The 17,684-nt window shown below is 45.1% G+C and carries 17 protein-coding genes, 1 rRNA gene and 1 other RNA gene; 11 read left to right on the top strand and 8 right to left on the bottom strand.

Translation table 11 applies throughout. The features are described from left to right. Positions 1-41 precede the first annotated feature (41 nt). The 8 genes from NTW12_02325 to purD form a co-directional block, all read right to left on the bottom strand. Positions 42-1,751 (bottom strand): FecR domain-containing protein, encoded by a 1,710-nt coding sequence (locus tag NTW12_02325; protein MCX5845184.1) that lies wholly within the window; start codon positions 1,749-1,751, stop codon positions 42-44. 18 nt (positions 1,752-1,769) lie between these two features. Further along, complete coding sequence (locus NTW12_02330; GenBank protein ID MCX5845185.1) at positions 1,770-2,453, bottom strand: hypothetical protein; 684 nt, start codon at positions 2,451-2,453, stop codon at positions 1,770-1,772. Further along, entirely contained in the window at positions 2,384-2,905 is a 522-nt protein-coding gene (locus tag NTW12_02335; protein MCX5845186.1) for a tetratricopeptide repeat protein, read from the bottom strand. The genes NTW12_02330 and NTW12_02335 overlap by 70 nt, the downstream gene beginning before the upstream one ends. Then, positions 2,869-3,216, bottom strand: a complete 348-nt coding sequence (locus NTW12_02340; GenBank protein MCX5845187.1) for a hypothetical protein — start codon at positions 3,214-3,216, stop codon at positions 2,869-2,871. The genes NTW12_02335 and NTW12_02340 overlap by 37 nt, the downstream gene beginning before the upstream one ends. 169 nt (positions 3,217-3,385) lie before the next feature. Further along, entirely contained in the window at positions 3,386-4,024 is a 639-nt protein-coding gene (locus NTW12_02345; GenBank protein MCX5845188.1) for an L-threonylcarbamoyladenylate synthase, read from the bottom strand. Then, the gene (purE, locus tag NTW12_02350) at positions 4,009-4,524 is read right to left on the bottom strand and encodes a 5-(carboxyamino)imidazole ribonucleotide mutase (GenBank protein ID MCX5845189.1); all 516 of its coding nucleotides are present in this window, start codon (positions 4,522-4,524) and stop codon (positions 4,009-4,011) included. Before purE ends, NTW12_02345 begins: the two co-directional genes overlap by 16 nt. Before the next feature lie 113 nt (positions 4,525-4,637). Then, on the bottom strand, positions 4,638-6,197 hold the full coding sequence (gene purH / locus NTW12_02355) for a bifunctional phosphoribosylaminoimidazolecarboxamide formyltransferase/IMP cyclohydrolase (protein ID MCX5845190.1): 1,560 nt from the start codon (positions 6,195-6,197) through the stop codon (positions 4,638-4,640). A 44-nt stretch (positions 6,198-6,241) separates the two neighbouring features. After that, a complete protein-coding gene (gene purD / locus NTW12_02360) occupies positions 6,242-7,567 on the bottom strand; it encodes a phosphoribosylamine--glycine ligase (protein ID MCX5845191.1) in 1,326 nt (441 codons plus the stop codon). Between the two features lie 361 nt (positions 7,568-7,928). On the opposite strand from purD, the gene NTW12_02365 reads away from it, so the two are divergent. The 11 genes from NTW12_02365 to NTW12_02415 form a co-directional block, all read left to right on the top strand. Next, complete coding sequence (locus tag NTW12_02365) at positions 7,929-9,197, top strand: hemolysin family protein (GenBank protein ID MCX5845192.1); 1,269 nt, start codon at positions 7,929-7,931, stop codon at positions 9,195-9,197. After that, positions 9,190-10,482 carry a hemolysin family protein gene (locus NTW12_02370; GenBank protein ID MCX5845193.1) on the top strand — a complete coding sequence of 431 codons (1,293 nt, stop codon included), beginning with the start codon at positions 9,190-9,192 and terminating at the stop codon, positions 10,480-10,482. The genes NTW12_02365 and NTW12_02370 overlap by 8 nt, the downstream gene beginning before the upstream one ends. A 40-nt stretch (positions 10,483-10,522) precedes the next feature. Next, entirely contained in the window at positions 10,523-11,278 is a 756-nt protein-coding gene (locus NTW12_02375; protein MCX5845194.1) for an NTP transferase domain-containing protein, read from the top strand. Continuing rightward, positions 11,269-12,240, top strand: a complete 972-nt coding sequence (dusB, locus tag NTW12_02380) for a tRNA dihydrouridine synthase DusB (protein MCX5845195.1) — start codon at positions 11,269-11,271, stop codon at positions 12,238-12,240. The genes NTW12_02375 and dusB overlap by 10 nt, the downstream gene beginning before the upstream one ends. Before the next feature lie 217 nt (positions 12,241-12,457). Then, positions 12,458-12,685, top strand: a complete 228-nt coding sequence (locus tag NTW12_02385; protein ID MCX5845196.1) for a cell division protein ZapB — start codon at positions 12,458-12,460, stop codon at positions 12,683-12,685. A gap of 27 nt (positions 12,686-12,712) precedes the next feature. After that, entirely contained in the window at positions 12,713-12,991 is a 279-nt protein-coding gene (locus NTW12_02390; GenBank protein MCX5845197.1) for a cell division protein ZapA, read from the top strand. Between the two features lie 12 nt (positions 12,992-13,003). Then, positions 13,004-13,198: non-coding RNA, 6S RNA (gene ssrS / locus NTW12_02395), on the top strand. 173 nt (positions 13,199-13,371) lie between these two features. Further along, the gene (gene rny, locus NTW12_02400) at positions 13,372-14,937 is read left to right on the top strand and encodes a ribonuclease Y (GenBank protein MCX5845198.1); all 1,566 of its coding nucleotides are present in this window, start codon (positions 13,372-13,374) and stop codon (positions 14,935-14,937) included. 11 nt (positions 14,938-14,948) lie between these two features. Further along, positions 14,949-15,734, top strand: a complete 786-nt coding sequence (locus NTW12_02405; GenBank protein ID MCX5845199.1) for a TIGR00282 family metallophosphoesterase — start codon at positions 14,949-14,951, stop codon at positions 15,732-15,734. Between the two features lie 118 nt (positions 15,735-15,852). Further along, positions 15,853-17,136 carry a tyrosine--tRNA ligase gene (gene tyrS / locus NTW12_02410; GenBank protein ID MCX5845200.1) on the top strand — a complete coding sequence of 428 codons (1,284 nt, stop codon included), beginning with the start codon at positions 15,853-15,855 and terminating at the stop codon, positions 17,134-17,136. Between the two features lie 415 nt (positions 17,137-17,551). Next, positions 17,552-17,684 (top strand): 16S ribosomal RNA (locus tag NTW12_02415); the annotation flags it as partial.

Consider the following 17,684-nt stretch of genomic DNA (forward strand, 5'->3'; position numbering starts at 1 on the left):
ACTATTGTCCCCCCTTTGTTGCTGATGTTTTGTTCGGCTCTCTATTTAGTCCCCTGGAAGATTCCGTGGGCCTTACCACCTTCGCCATACATATTCCATCTCCCCCCGATGGCCTCGCCGTTTTTTCCATACACTGAACCGGAAGCTGATCCCGAGGCGCCAGAGGTCCCGTCGAGTGTCCATGTACCGCCGGTGTTAAGGTTGAAATGGCTTGTATTTCCGGAGAAAGAACCTGTCTCATTCGCAATAGAGGCACCATGCCCCCCTCCTGAAACAGAGAGGTTGAAATTGGATATACTCGGGCTTACGAAATTAACGCTGCAACTGAACGTTCCATTCATATCTGCGCCCCCTGATGAGGTCCAGTAGGTACCGTGGGCATTGCCGGAATACGTCGCGGAAAGGCCGATACCCTTCAGACTGGCCATCTGGGGATTCGTAGTGACATCCCCCCAGATGTAGTAGCCTTTATTGTCAAAGTAGTAATAGTAAGGGCTTATATTCACCGCCGTCGGCTGTGTCCACTGACCCCACTCGGTGTAGGCATTGTAGCCCAGTTCCGTTTTATTGATACCGTTAGATATTGCTCCGGAGGAAGTTTCGTATATCGTTAGATTAGTAATACTTGGTGAATTAGTGGTGAAGTTTTGCACAGTCATATTATCTGAAGCCCCACCGACCGTTACTGACGCCGCTGTATCAAAATTTTGGCGGTCGGATGAGGAAATGATATCATGCAGGTAATTCCCACCATATCCATAATTATACGTAACCAGGCCTGTCACATAGCCCACGTGCGTAGCGGGACGTGAGATAGTAAGGTTATTGGTGTTTTGATTCTGCGTGATACTGCTGGTGTCGATTGTCCCTGTTCCTATGCCATTACCGGTCCCCGTTCCTCCGGCTCCTCCGGTATCACCGGGGGTTGACCCTTCCGTACCCGCCTGGAAGCCCTGGGCCACACCGGGCGGTGTCGTAAATGAGCCGCCCAAACCGGCGCCCCCGGCGTTTAAACCCTGACCTTCGCCCAACGGCGTCGTCTGTCCTGTTATCGGTGAGGTCACCTGGATCTGTCCCTCAAAACAGTATACGTTTGTCTGATAATTCGGCTGGTTTGCCTGTGCCAGTTGACGAAATCCCGTATCCGATACGTCCGCTACGATGATCGGCAATGAGGCCGTCGGCTTTCCTTCCAGTTCAATAACCTCCACACCGAATTTGGTTCCCCTCACGCCGCATACAGCGGTCGGCGTTTCAACATTCATGGTGGAGCCCTTGTATTTAAACAGGCGCAACGAGTAATACATGGCTTTCCCCCTTACCATGTTGAACGTAGCGCTCTTTGTCTTCGCTATCCGGTTGTCGATAAATGATTTAATACCAACCTTCGCATTTTCGCCCATGGTAACAACATCTTCACCGTTGAGCCTGAACCGGCACCGGGAGGACTTCAAGGTGCAGACGACATCCTTTTCAAAGAGCTTGTCTCCCGGGGCGGCATAATAAGCTTGGCTCATATCTCCGCGGGCCACAACGACATGACCGACTACCGTGCGAATAAATCCTACTTCCTTTCCGGGAAAGCCGACGAAATAATCCCGTATGGTGACGTTTTTCAACTCTTCAGGGAGCTTCGCTTTCGATACCGCCCTGCCCCTGTTTGTGGCGGCATCTCCCGTGTAATTCAGGATCAACAATCCCATAGAGAAGAGTGTCAGGAAAAGAAACATTAACAATAGATGACGTTTCATCGAGTCCTCCTGATATGGTTAGAAATAACATCCAAGACTTACAGTGTACGTTTTCTTGTCGAACGTGTACAGTTCCGTATTGGAATAATTGTCTATGTAATTAAACGCAACCGACGCGAAAAAGTATTTGTAAAACCCCTGGCTGAGCACCGCGGTGACGCTGTGTCGCCTGTCGATGCGATCTTCATTATAGAGCAGAGGTTTCGCCTTATAGTCTTTCTCTGCCCACTGGTATCTCAGGAAGACTTCAGTGTTCGTGGGAAATCTCACAAAGTAGGAGATACCGTAGAACGGGCTTTCATAGGTAAATCTTCTCTCCCGGGCATCGATATTTTCATATCCCGCGGTCAAGGAAATAATATGCTGCCGGTTGAAGAAATAGAAATTAGGGCCTATCTCATAACGCCTCGTTGTGTTGTCCAGGGCATTGTTGGTATCATCAACGAAACCTTCCTTGCTGTAAGTAAAGGCGCCTCTCAGGCTGAAAAACTGACTGAAGAAGTGTTCGTAGTTCGGATTGACATGGAAAATATAAGAAAGGCGCTCGCTCCCGAAATCCTGCAGTGCGTATCCGACGGGAACTTTAATGATGTCTTGACGACCCACCCACCAAGGGCCGGTATTTATGTCCGTCATAAGGTAGTTGAACTTGCCGTGATAAAAGTAGGCGCTGTTATAGAATTCGAGCGCAGTGTTCCACATGAGTCCCTGTTTGTCACCAATATCGTAGAGTACGTTGGCGCCGAAGTTTGTGATCGATGCCGTCTTAATTTTTTTGATTCTTCGTCGAGGGTCAGCGTTCCACCCGATACGGCAAGATCCTTCTTGTCGGGCCCGGCGCTTATATTGGTGTCCCATTGAATGCCCTGGGAAAAACGGACATTCCAGAAGATTTTCCGGGTGCTCTCTTCAATGGCGGCAAGCAGCCGGTCAATATTCTTTTTTACCTCCTCAGGCGGACGGGCAGCCCTTACCGTTTCCAACTCGCGTTTGGCTTCCTCGTGACGGCCCAGCTCAAAATAGGTTGCGGCAAGTTCCAGGCGGACTCTGTGCAACTGGGGATCAATTACGAGCATCTTTTTAAATTTTTCGACGGCTGTTCGGATCTGCCCGGATTTCATGGCGCTCGTACCAATCCACCACATGACGTCCATCGTTTCCACCTTAGAAGCGATTTCATTAAAGATCGGAAGGCCTGGCCAAACTTGCCGTCATAATACAGCGTCAAAGCCTCGGCGAGCTTAGTATCCAGGGTTTCTATTTCTGCGGGCGTCATCCATTGAAGTATTGCGTCAGCTTCTTTATTTCCCTGCTTGAATTCGGTATCGCCGGTTGATTCAGCCGCTCTCTGTGCTAAAAAAAGCACTTTAGAGGATTGAGAATAGGCGGGCGAACTAACAAAAAGACTGAAAATGAGATAAAGGACAATTACCCAGCAGAGCCGATACCTGATAAGCATTAACATCGTTATTATCCTTTCAGCTCAGCAAACGGTATTTCAAAGGGGTTCTTTAAGTGAATATTCCAGAATAATCTTTGCCGTGGGAAGGTCAGTATTGTCTGTATCTATACAATTTATTCCAATGCTCGTCAAAGGAAATTTCATTTTTTTGCTACAGAAGAAGTGATGTCGATCATTTGTATTCAAGGACATTGAGAATCAGGGAGTTGGAAATGGCTCCCTCCCGCAGAATCACCGGTGGATTGGCGGTTGTGTCGACGATCGTTGATCCTTTTCCTCCGGGGGCCCGTCCACCGTCGATAACGGCATCGATTCGATCTCCTATGAATTCAATAATTTCATGAGTTGAAGTGCATTCACCTGCCCCGGAAGGGTTGGCGCTGGTTGCCGTAACGGGGTGACGAAGGGCTTTTGCCAGAGCGGTTGCGATAGGGTGGCTGGAGATGCGAATGCCGATTTTACCGGTCCCTGCCGTTATGCGGGGAGAAACGTTTTGGGAAGCCGTAAATACGAGGGTAAGCGCCCCCGGCCAGAATTTGTCCATAAGGAGGAGAGCACATTGCGGGATCTCCTGGACAAGGTCTTTTAAATCACCAAGGTCTCCAATCATAACGGAAAGGGGATTCTTTATATTTCTTCCCTTGATTAGGAAGATTTTTTCAATTGCATTTTCGTTTCGGCAGTCGGCGCCGAGTCCATAAAAGGTTTCTGTCGGATAAGCAACGACTCCTCCGCCCTCGAGAATATTTACCGCTTCAGCAATGAGGGATATGTCAGGATTTTGGGGATTGATTTTCAGGATTTTCGGCATGATGTGATGTTTTCCTGTTTTTTTTCAATCTCCCTGGCCATATTTTGAATAAATAAACGTAATTTTTTCTGAAGGCTGTCATCTTCCAGGGCCAGGATGCGGATAGCAAGCAAAGCGGCGTTTCTAGCCCCCGCCTTGCCCACGGCCATTGTGGCAACAGGTACGCCGCCGGGCATTTGCGCAATAGATAATAGTGCGTCTATCCCGCCGAGCGCTGTTGCATCTATTGGTATCCCGATTACCGGGAGGAGTGACTGGGAGGCAATAACACCGGCCAGATGAGCCGCCGCTCCGGCGCCGACAATGATAATCTTGATGCCCCTCTGGGATGCCTTCTTCGCAAAGGAGGCTGTCCTTTCCGGCGAACGATGGGCTGATGTCAAAAAGACCTCGTGGGGAATTCCAAAGTCTTCAAGAATCTTGATGGTTTCGCTCATGATGGGAAAGTCGGAGTCACTCCCCATAACTACACTGACGATAGGCGCTAATAGTTCTTTCATATCGTTGTTCTCCCATTTAGCAGCACAAAAGATCCAAGGATTCGAGGGTTCAAAGATTTGTTTCTAAGCATTTCACTCGAATCCTTGATCCCTTCAATCCTTCTATCCATAGTTCAATGCTTGAAGTGCCTCGTTTCCGTAAAGATCATTGCCATGCCATGCTCATCCGCTGCCCTGATGACTTCTGCATCCCTGACAGAGCCGCCGGGCTGGATAATTGCGGTAATACCCGCTTCTGCTGCCATATCAATGCCGTCTCTGAATGGGAAGAAGGCATCGGACGCCAAAACACAGCCTTTTGTAGGCAGATTGGATTTCATCGTGGCGATTTTTACGGAGTCCACACGGCTCATCTGTCCTGCACCAACGCCGACCAGTTGGTCTCTTGTCGCATAGACAATGGCGTTTGATTTAACATGCTTCACTACCCGCCATGCGAAGTCTAATGCCTGGTATTCTTCTTCCGCAGGAGGCCTTTTTGTGACGACACGTGCTTTTTTTATGTCAAAATCGTCGATGTCCCTATCCTGAACGAGAAGCCCTCCTACGACCCGCCGGAAGTCATAACCTGCGGGGCGGGCTCCGGTCGAGGGAATTTCCAAAAGCCTCACGTTCTTTTTGGAACTCAATACAGCTTTCGCTTCTTCATCAAAGCCTGGGGCAATAATAACCTCCAGAAAAATTTTGGTCATTTCTTCAGCCATTTTTTTGTCCACCGGCCGGTTCACGGCAACGATTCCCCCGAAAGCAGAAACGGGATCCGTTTCCATTGCCTTTCTGTAGGCTGTGGAGATATCGCTATCAGAGGTGGCTGCACCGCAAGGGTTGGCGTGCTTGACAATGACGGTTGCCGGTAATTCAAAATCAGACACCATCTGCCACGCCGCATCGCTGTCCATAATGTTGTTATAAGACAATTCTTTTCCCTGAAGCTGACGCGCACCTGAGACAGCAGATATTGGCTGATCTGTTTCCCGGTAAAAAGCAGCGTGCTGATGGGGGTTCTCTCCGTAACGGAGATCCTGTGCTTTGACAAACTGAACGGTATACGTTTCAGGGAATGTTCTTTTTGCTCCTTCCTTGCTTATGCCGCTGAGATAATTGGAAATGGCAGCGTCGTATCTGGCCGTCAATTGAAAGGCTTTCGTCGCGAGAGTAAAGTTTGTACTCTCCGAGATCTTCCCTCCCGTGCTTTTCATCTCCTCCAGAATGGTAGAGTAGTCGCCAGGATCGGTAACAACGCTGACATACCGGTAATTCTTCGCCGCTGCCCGCAACATGGCAGGACCGCCGATGTCAATGTTTTCAATAGCCTCGTCGAAAGTACAATCTTTTTTTGCCACCGTATCTTCGAACCGGTAGAGGTTGATCACAATCATGTCAATCATATCGATATGGTGCTCCATTGCCGCTTTCATGTGCTCTTCATTGTTCCGTAATGCCAGAAGGCCGCCATGAATCTTTGGATGAAGCGTCTTAAGACGTCCGTCCATCATTTCCGGGAAGCCGGTATAATCAGAGACGTCCGTCACTTTTATGCCGCCTGCTCTTAGCTGGGAAGCAGTCCCACCGGTAGAGAGGATCTCTAAAGTAAAGCCCTTAAGCCCCCGTGCGAACTCGATGAGTCCTTTTTTATCGGTAACGCTGATAAGTATTCTTTTGATGGTATTCATATTCATTTTCTTTTCCTGTGAATGTTTTGGAGGATCATACAACTTCACCCCCTGATTAGCTGCATGTGGCGGATTCTTTTTTCGATGAGCGGTTTCGTGCCGATGTCAGGTCTGTGGTCAACGGGGCCCTTGATCGCAGATACCGCTTTTTCAGCTATTTGTTCCGCTTCGCCGAGACTATCTGCGATGCCGACTACACCGATTGCCCGGGATGTGCTCATATACAATCCATCTGCCCTTTTATCAACTGATGCATAGTACAGACGAGCTTTCCCAACATCGCCCATCTCAATTTTTGCCGATGTCGATTGGGCATCAGGATGGTCTTTGGGGAGACCGTATCCCTTCGGGACGATGTATTTACATACCGATGCCTTTTTCTCAAATTCGATGTTCAATCTATCCAGGGTTCCTTCAAGGATTGCCCTGCAGACATCGACGAAATCCGTTTTTAACAGGGGGAGTGTGTTCATTGCCTCAGGGTCGCCGAAGCGGGCGTTGTATTCCAGCAGCTTGATACCGGATTTCGTGATGATGAATCCGCCATACATGATCCCTTTGTAATATTCGCCCGTCTCTTTGTAAATTGCCTCTGCAACCTTCTGCGTAATCGCCAGACCTTCTGCGACGGCCTCCTGATCCATAAAAGGCAAGGCATGATCTTCACAGGAATACGAACCCATCCCTCCCGTATTTGGGCCCTTATCGTCGACAAACCGTCTCTTGTGATCCTGAACAGGAGGAGTTGCAACCACGGTTTTACCGTCGCTCAGACACTGCAGAGAGAATTCCTCGCCTTCCAGTCTTTCGTCAATGATGACACTCGGATGCTCGGTTAAAACCTGCTTGCAGTAGAGAAGTGCCTCTTCCTTGCTCTGAAAGTGATCTCCCTGAACCATGACACCTTTGCCGCCCGTCAGTCCATCCGGTTTTACAACGATGCCGTCAAGTTCATCGAGGAAGTCTTCTATTCCTTCTATGGATGTAAAAATTTTAAATTTTGGGTTTCCCGGTATGTTATATTTACTGAGAATATTTCTCGTGAAGGATTTTGAGGTCTCAAGACGGGCCAGGCTTTTCGTTGGACCTACAGAAGGAACGCCGGCCTCTTTCAAGGAATCAACAACTCCATTATTCAGAGGGTCTTCCGGTCCGATGATGGCGAAATCCACGCGGCACTCTTTTGCAAAGGCATTGACGGCAGCCATGTCACTGTAGCTTCCAATAAAGACTTTTTCTGAGAGGGATGTAATGCCCGGGTTGTTGGCTTTCATGAAGGAAAAGAGTCTGGGCTGATGCTTCGATTGTACAATTGCCTCAGCAATGGCGTGTTCACGGGCACCGTTTCCGATTAAAAGTACGTTCATCATGACGTTTCTCCTCATACAATGTATTACGGCAGGGTTTATAGCCTTTTCTTAAATCTTATGTTACATTAATTCTGAAACTTCCATCCTTTTTTTACTCCTCAATATCGGAAAAAATCATCCGAGTCAAACAAATCTGATCACGCATTTACATTAATAATTTGTCTTTACCACTTAAAATTTGATAAAGTACAATATATGCCGTCTTCAGGATTCAAGGGGTCAAGGAATCAAGGATTCGAGTGAATGTGAAGGGATGCTCAAGGCACTTGAAAAATAGTTGAAAAACAACCACCTGAACCCTGGAAACCTTGAATTCTCGAACCCTTTTTCAATTAAATAAGAGGAGAACTTTAGATCAAAATTGGATTACCTGATTACTTTAAAAATTGTATTGCTTGTTATTCTTTTTCTTTTGTCGGGATTTTTCTCCTGTTCAGAGGCCGCTCTTTTTTCACTTACTCCTCTTCATCTGCATAAGATGCAGGAAGAGAGATTCCCCTTTCTGTCTTCCATCCGCAGCTTGTTGAATTATCCTAAGAGGTTACTGATTACCCTCATCGTGGGGAACGAGGCCGTGAATATCGTCCTTTCCGTGCTGACGGCTTCTTTGTTCATCCAGTGGCTGGGGAACGACGGCCAGTGGGTGTCTATTGCCTTCACGACCATATTGCTTCTCATTTTTGGTGAAGCCGTTCCAAAAACCTTTGGCGTGACCTATCCGATACGCCTCTCTTTTGCAGCGGCGCCGTTTATTGCCATAGTATCATGGGTTGAGCGTCCCGTCGTTTGGATTCTGGAAACGGTGTCGGCCCTCATAGTATCACTATTTCCCAGCGGACATTCGCGGGAAAGGGCTGCTGTAACAGAGGATGAATTCAGGACCCTTGTTGACACAGGTGAAAAAGAAGGGTCCATCGAGCCATCTCAGCGTGATCTCATTCACGGGGTATTTGAACTGGGAGATAAACCGGTTTCTGAGGTCATGATCCCCCGGGTCGATATGTTTTGCCTTCCCGCTTCTTTAAGAATTGAAGATATGGAAAGGGAAGTCATCAAGGCCCGCCATGAACGGATTCCGGTTTATGGAACAGACCGTGATGATATTCGGGGCATTCTCTTTGCCAAAGAACTTTTACACCGCATGGCGAACGTTGGAAAGACAAGACAAATAGAGAAACTGCTGCGAAAAGCGTATTTTGTGCCGGAAGAGAGAAGCGCCGCAGCGATGCTGCGCGATTTTCAGACGATGAAAATCCAGATGGCAATTGTTGTGGATGAATATGGCGGCGTTTCCGGTCTAGTAACCCTGGAAGATATCCTTGAAGACCTGTTTGAAGACATCTACGATAACTATGGTCTAAAGACAAACCTTTGGCAGAGGATTGACGAACAAACATTCCTCGTTTCGGGAAAGATGTCGATGGAAGAGTTCAGTAAACTGACTGGTCTTGTCCTTTCCACGGAGGATTTCGACACGGTAGGCGGCTTTGTCTTTCATCTCTTTGGGAAATTGCCATCAAAGGGGGAAAGTGTCTGCTTTGAAAATTATGCATTTAGAGTGGAGAAGATGGGCGGCACGAGAATTCTGATACTGAGGGTCGAGAGAAAAGAGAAAACGCTTGATGGATAACATGGTCACGTTTATAGTCATCTTGCTGTGTTTATGCCTGGAAGGTTTGTACTCCGGGGGAGAGATTGCATTTATCTCCTCGGATATAAACCGTATCCGGTACAAGGCGAAGAAGGGTTCCCGATCCGCCCGGCTTGCCTTAAAACTTCTTGAATCGCCTGAATGGTTTTTAGCCACCACCCTGACGGGGACCAATGTGTCTATCGTGACCAGCACAACCTTGGCAACGGCCCTTTTCATCACCATGCTGGGTACAGCCCGGGGCGAAATGGCTTCTATGCTGGTCATGGTTCCCACACTGCTGCTGATGATTGTATCAAGAAGTCTCTTCCGGCAGCATGCGGAAACGATGGCTATAAAACTTGCCCACTTTATCTGGTATTCGTCCTTTCTCTTCTTCCCGGTGGTATATCTCGTTGCGAAGCTCTCCCGGGGGACGTTAAAAATATCTACCGGTGAGGCCGGTCATCCATACTCATATGTTACGAAAAATGGATTGAAATATATTCTTGAAAAGCAGGGAGTAAACACCGATATTCTGAGTGTGGAAAAAGACATGGTTAGGAACATCATTGATTTTTCTGATGTAACGGTTGGCAGAATCATGGTTCCTCTATCAAAAATGATTTCCCTCCCCGTGACGGCAACATTACAGGAAGCTACAAAGCTTGCAGCAGAAAAAAATTATCTGCGCATTCCCGTTTATCGTGATCAGATTTTTAATATCATAGGCATTTTGCATTATTTCGATCTTCTGGAAAATCTGCGTGAACAGGTGGCAACTCGGTCAAATGTTTCAGAAAATGAAACGATAGCATGTTGCTTGAAACCGGTGGTCTTTTATGTTCCGGAAACGAAAATCGCCAAGGATTTGCTGATTGAATTACATGTCCGGGGTGAGCGGATGGCCGTCGTCGTTGACGAATATGGAGGAGCTGTGGGTATTGTGACGGTAGAGGATATATTGGAAGAGGTTGTGGGGGAAATTGACGATGAATATGATACGGGTGAAAAATTGTATAAAAAGATAGGCCCGGGGAAATATCTCTTCAATGCCCAGATACATATTGACAAAGTGAAACAGGTTACTGCAGTTGAAATTCCTGAAGGTGATTATGAAACCCTTGGTGGTTTCTTGCTTTATGAGATGGGAAAGATACCCAAAAGGAGGGATGCATTAAGACATGGGAACATCCTTTTTGTAATAGAAGATGCAGACGCAAAATCCATCAAAGAGGTTTTAATTGAATTACCCCTCGATGTTGATATGGATGTCGAAAATTGAAACTAACAGTTAATAAAAAAAAGGTGAACTGGGTGAATGAATGAATGAATGTGAAAAAAGGAAGGTGAGTGCCATCATATTGGCTGCAGGAAAAGGGACAAGAATGAAGTCGGATATGGCGAAGGTTCTCCAGCCTCTCTGCGGTAAGCCTTTGCTGACGTATTCAGTCAATGTTGCAAGGGAAGTTGGCGTGGAAAAGATTGCGGTAATTATCGGTCATCAAGCGGATCTCGTCAGGGATGTTTTCAAGGATCAGGGGTTGATCTTTGTAGAGCAGCATGAGCAACTAGGAACAGGGCATGCTGTTCTTCAGGCGAAAGATACATTCCGTAATTATGATGGTACGATCCTTATTTTATGCGGTGATGTTCCGCTATTGCTGTCTTCGACAGCCAGGGCTCTCCTTGAAGATCATATTTATGAAAAATCGGTTGTTACGGTTCTGACAACCATCCTCGATGATCCCTACGGTTATGGACGAGTGATTAAGGCAGGGGGAGAAGGGGAGGTAGTGCGGATTGTAGAAGAAAAGGATGCGTTGACTGACGAGAAGACAATCAAGGAGATCAATACAGGTATATACTGTGTTGAGTGTAATTTCCTCTTCGAAGCGGTTGCAGAAATCGGCGATGAAAATGTTCAGAACGAATATTATCTTACGGATATCGTTGGCATCGCCTGGAAAAAGGGTTTCAAGAGCAGGTCATTCATCGCTGCAAATTCCGTTGAAGTAATGGGTATTAACACGCTTGGTGATCTCGGAAGGGCATCTGAACGTTTGATGATATGCAAGTAAAAATTGGAAATTTGACTCTAAAAAATAACGTTTTTTTAGCACCCATGGCGGGCATTACAAATCTGCCGTTCCGGACTCTCGTGAGAGAATTCGGATGCGCATTAGCATTTACAGAGATGATCAGTGCCAATGGCCTCATCAGACGGACGGAGAAGAGTTATCGCTATCTTGATTCCTCACCGAAGGACAAGCCTTTAGGCGTCCAGATCTTCGGATCCGATCCGGTTGTTCTTTCAGAAGCGGCAAGAATAGTTACAGATCAGGGTGCCGATCTATTGGATATAAACATGGGCTGTCCTGTAAAAAAGGTCGTTAAGACGGGTGCCGGAGCAGCTCTGATGAAGGAACCTGGAAAGGTGTGTCTCATCCTTCAAGCAGTACGAAAGGCGACATCATTACCGTTAACTGTAAAAATTCGCTCAGGATGGAGTCAGGGTGAAATGAAAGCGCTGGAGATTGCTCATATAGCTGAAGATTGTGGAGTAAATGCAGTGATCCTGCATCCCCGCACAGCTGATCAGGGATTCAGTGGGGCGGCAGACTGGGGTATTATTGAGGCTGTAAAAAAGAACGTGTACATTCCTGTAATAGGAAGTGGGGATATAGGAAGTCCCGAGGGTGCTTGCAGAATGATAACCACAACCGGTTCCGATGGTGTGATGGTGGGAAGGGGGGCGCTTGGAAATCCTTGGATTATAAGAGATATCGTATCATATTGTGAGGATTGGAAGAATTCGCGGACGCCGCTCCCCTCAGAGAGAGAGGATGTTATAAGGCATCATATGGACATGGAAATAAAATACTCAGGGGAAAGTCTCGGTGTCAGGAATTTCCGGAAACACCTTCTCTGGTATACAAAGGGATTAAGAGGTGGCTCTCTATTCAGAGAAATGGTGGGTAGGATATATGATAAGAATACAATATTAGATGTAATTCACCGTTTTTTGCACTCAGTCGTTTGAGGTCCTGATTGACCCATAATGGAGTAAAATAAGCGCTTGACTTTTATAGGCTGAATTGGCATAATTTAACCGAATTCATGATATAAAACTGAACGAAGGTTTCTTTGATAATCAGAATTTGGTTGCTCTTACAAAAATTACTCGTGTGCTTTCAAAATAAATTAATTGTAAGAAGCGCGATCAAGAAACGTAAAACGTATGAAGGACATGGTGAGTTGTGGAACTTGTTAAATTTGAAGAATTAGAAAGCAAAATCAAGAATCTTATCGAAGAACATACATTGTTGAAAAAAAAGAATCATGAGTTAGAAGAACTTCTTAAAACGAAAGGACGGGAGTTAGAAGAGGCGAACAATAAAATAGGGGGATTAAACGAGGGAAGGAATATAATACGCACGAAGGTGGACTCGCTGCTTGATTTGCTTCAGGATATCAATGTACCATAATTAGTAATTAGTATTAGGGTCGTGCATTTGGAAAAACATTTTAATATCAATATACTGGGGCAGGAATTGTCAGTTTTAACTGATTCAGGGGATGAACATGTAGCACGGGTTGTCAAGTATGTCAATGACAAGGTAGAAGAGGTAGGAAAAACATCAAATAATATTAATACTTTGAATATTGTCATACTTGTCGCTTTAAACATTGCAGACGAATATTTTAAATTTAAGGGAGTCAAAGAAGATATTTGTAATCAACTAGAGGGTAGATCTGAGGAATTGCTTAATCTTATTAATGAGATAAGATAAAATATAAATTAGTATCCCCTGCGATGTGCGTGATTAACATTCGTTTTTTGAGCCAACACCTTGGAACCGGGGGCCTTTCCTTGTTAGCGGTGTGCATGTCTGCCGGCATCCCGTGAGAACGGGGGTGGAAAGCCTGAAGCAACAATAGGGTGCCCACCTTGTCAAAAGGTTCAAAAAGGTGGTTAACACGGCATAGGCGGGGGTTTTGTTGTGTAACAGTACGGGGTTCCAATGGGTCAATTCTCATAGCCGCGCAGTCATTCAAATTCCTTCCGTCATAGTCCCATTAGTTTAATTCCATTTCGTACAATGAACGTTATATCCATTACTGGCCTTGGATATTCTGTTCAATATCATAAAGATTAGGGAGGTAAAAGGCTTTGATATATAACAGTTTAATTATATTGATTATATTCGGTTCTTTGGCTTTAGGTGCAGTGTTGGGATATGCTCTGAGACAAAAACTTTCCAAGAAAAAACTGGAATCTTCAGAAAACCTCTCGGCGAGAATTATCGATGAGGCAAAAAAGGAAGCAGAAACAATAAAAAAAGAGGCATTACTTCAGGCTAAAGAAAATCTTCTCAAAACGAAAACCGAATTCGAAAAAGATACAAAGGAAAGGAAACTGGAACTCGACAATCTGGAAAGAAGGTTACGTTCCAAAGAAGAAAACATTGATAGAAGGATAGACTTGTTGTCTCAGAAAGAAACGAGTATTGAAAACAGGGAGAAAGGTCTGATTAACAAGGAATCGCAGATTAATGAGAAGCACGACAGATTAAATCGTATGCTTGAAGAGCAGAAAGAAAAGCTTGAGAAGATTGCAGGCATTTCCTCTGAAGAAGCAAAAAATTATCTTATCCAGTCCATGGAAGCTGTGGCAAAGCGGGAAGCAGCTATGACCATAAGAAAGATAGAGGAAGAAACAAAACGGACTGCTGATAAAAGTGCTCGGGAAATAATCACCTACGCTATTCAAAGATATTCCAGTGAATATATTGCCGAAAATACGGTATCAGTAGTTAACCTTCCCAATGATGAAATGAAGGGGAGAATTATCGGGAGAGAAGGGAGGAATATTAGAGCAATAGAGGCTGCTACGGGGATAGATTTGATCGTTGATGATACACCTGAAGCGGTTGTCCTTTCAAGTTTTGATCCCGTCAGGCGTGAAGTAGCAAGAATATCCCTGGAAAGGTTGATTACAGACGGTAGAATTCATCCGGGGAGGATTGAGGATATAGTTAAAAAGGTTAAGACGGAAGTTGATACGATTATTGGTGAAACAGGAGAACGGACATCCTTTGATGTTGGGGTTCATGATCTTCATCCTGAAATCATTTATCTCCTTGGAAGTCTCAAGTATAGGACAAGTTTTTCACAGAATGTCCTTCAGCATTCTGTAGAGGTTGCCCACCTGACCGGCATAATGGCTGCCGAGCTGAAAATGAATGTTAAAGAGGCAAAAAGGGCAGGGTTACTTCATGACATTGGAAAGGCAGTGGACCACAAGGTAGAAGGAACTCATGCGTCGATCGGGGCCGATTATGCAAAGCGCTTTGGTGAATCTCCCAAAATAGTGCAGGCAATTGCCACTCACCATGATGACGGCCGGACCAATACGCTTTTGGGGATACTTATTCAAGCGGCTGATACTCTGTCTGCGGCGAGGCCTGGCGCTCGAAGAGAAATGCTCGAAACCTATGTAAAGCGTTTGGAAGAACTCGAAAATATCGCCAATTCTTTTAGCGGAGTTGATAAATGTTATGCCATACAAGCAGGAAGAGAAATCCGTATACTTGTAGAAAATGAAAAAATCTCGGATGATGATGCAGTTATGCTCTGCAAGGACATTATCAAAAAGATTGAAGCTGATTTAACGTATCCTGGCCAGATAAAAGTAACGGTGATTAGGGAAACGCGAGTTTCGGATTATGCAAGGTAGAAATACAAAATATGAAGATATTATTCATTGGTGATATAGTAGGTAAACCCGGAAGGCAGGCAGTTCGTGAACTTCTTCCTGAAGTCATTTCAGAGCGCCGGATTGATTTTGTTATTGCGAATTGCGAGAATGCGGCTGCGGGGTTTGGTGTGACGAGAGATATCATTGAAGATCTATACAGTTATAACATCAACGTGTTGACTTCAGGGAATCATATATGGGATAAAAAAGAAATTAGAGAATTTGCTGAAGACTACGAAACACTTCTCAGGCCAGCAAATTACCCCGCGGGTTCGCCCGGATGGGGAACCGTAGTTATGCCTAATTCTTCGGGGATATCCGTTGGTGTAATTAATTTGATGGGAAGGGTCTTTATGAAGCCCCTTGATTGTCCATTCAGAACAGCTGAAAGAGAAATTGAAAAGATTAAGAACAAGGCAAAGATTATTATTATTGATATCCATGCAGAGGCGACATCTGAAAAAGAAGCTCTGGGGTGGTTTCTTGATGGTCGGGTCAGTGCTGTTCTGGGAACTCATACACATGTGCAGACTGCCGATGAAAGTATATTGCCTGGTGGTACTGCATATATTACAGACGTTGGGATGACGGGCCCGTTTAATTCGATTATCGGTATAAGGAAAGATGCAGTTCTTGAGAGGTTTTTGACCCAACTGCCGAATAAGTTTGACGTGGCAAAAGATGATGTTCGACTTCAGGGTGTTGTTGTCGATGTTGATGGAAAAAGCGGCAGGGCCAAGGGAATTGAGAGATTGACGATAAATTTGAGAAACTGAGAAAAAAATGAAACGATAATCGGCTGGTTGGTTACGATAATGGAAAATGCGATATGCTGGAATGTTATAGCAAGTCAAGCCATGTTAACCCCTCTCAGGTAGCTACGGAGAATGGAAATTGAAGAGCGTATATGATGTTTTTACCGAAAGAGGATTTGTCGAACAGGTTTCGAACGAGATGGAACTCCGGAACATTCTGCAAAATAAGAATATTACTTGTTATATTGGTTTTGATCCAACTGCGACAAGTTTGCACATAGGGAGCCTTGTGCCGATAATGGCTTTGATGCATATGCAGAAATATGACCATAGGCCAATTATCCTGATCGGTGGGGGGACAGGTCTTATTGGCGATCCGAGCGGGAAATCTGAAATGCGTCAGATTCTTACACGTGATGAAATTGATTATAATGCGTCGTGTTTAAAAAGTCAGCTATCGAAATACATGGATTTTAAAAAGGACAGGACCATATTATTGAATAATGCGGAATGGCTGACTGAACTTAAATATATTGAATTTTTGAGGGATATAGGGAGACACTTTAGTGTAAACAAAATGCTGGCGGCAGAGAGCTACAGGATTCGTCTGGAAACGGGACTCAATTTTATCGAATTTAATTATATGCTGCTCCAGGCCTATGATTTTTTGTATCTGTTCAAAAATTATGGTTGTGTTCTCCAAATGGGTGGAAATGATCAGTGGGGTAATATGCTGGCTGGCAGTGATCTTATAAGGAGGATTGATGGAAGAAACGTTTTCAGCATGACATTTCCTCTCATTACAACATCACATGGACATAAGATGGGTAAAACGGAAAGGGGAACTGTCTGGCTGGATCCAAAACTGACATCTCCTTATGAGTATTATCAATTTTGGATCAACACAGATGATTCCGATGTGGAGAGATTTCTGGCATTGTTTACCTTTTTGCCAATGGAAGAAGTGAGAGAAGTCCGAAGTCTGGCCGATTCAAGGCTGAACATGGCCAAGGCCGTCCTGGCTTTTGAGGCGACGAAGATAACCCATGGCCAAGAGGCTGCGATTGCTGCGTGGATGGCTTCTGCAACGGCCTTTAATACAAAACCTGTCGGAAAGGGGCTTTTTCCTTCAAGCAATATTCCAAGAGAGGATGCCACGCGTGACGTGTCAGCTATTCCCTCGACTGAGAAATCAAAGTCAGAACTCGAAAGGGGCATCCCCGCCTTTAAACTTGCCTGTGAAACCGGTTTAGCCGGAACCAGTGGAGATGCGAGACGCTTGATTGCCCAGGGTGGGATATATGTCAATGACCGTCCGGTAGAGAGGTTCGATGAAAAGATTAACATTAGCCATCTCAATGAACATGGGGAAATCCATCTGAGAAAAGGCAAGAAAAAACACGTCGTTATCACTGTTAAATAATTATTAATAATTTCTTAAAATATATCTTGACTATTGTTTAAATAGTATGTAGAAAGCTATCCGTTTTGGTTGTTGACAGAAATTTTTAGTACTATAATGGTATTAAAAATGATGTTTGAAATTTTTTTACTTTGTCATTGCAGTGAACTGAAACCTCGAATGTACCATGGGGTGAGTTGAGTAATCTCAAAAGCTATTGATAAGCAATAAGATAACCGCAGTTCTTCGTACCTCGCAACGACGCGTTAAGTAATTTTCAAAGGTCTTATAAAAAAATAATACTTGACAGCAAGGATAAGTTGAATTATCCTAACAGCTCGCTTATAGATTCGTTCTTTGGAAATTGAATAGTGGGATAATAGATTTGTGGGTCCTTTTCTTTTGAAAAGATAGAGAGAAATCTCTACAAGGATTAAAACTGGAGAGTTTGATCCTGGCTCAGAACAAACGCTGGCGGCGTGCCTAACACATGCAAGTCGTACGAGAAAGTTCGCTTCGGCGAATGAGTAAAGTGGCGCACGGGTGAGTAACGCGTGGATAATCTGCCC

The organism is Deltaproteobacteria bacterium, assembly GCA_026388545.1.
In the GTDB taxonomy this organism is placed as follows: domain Bacteria; phylum Desulfobacterota; class Syntrophia; order Syntrophales; family UBA2185; genus JAPLJS01.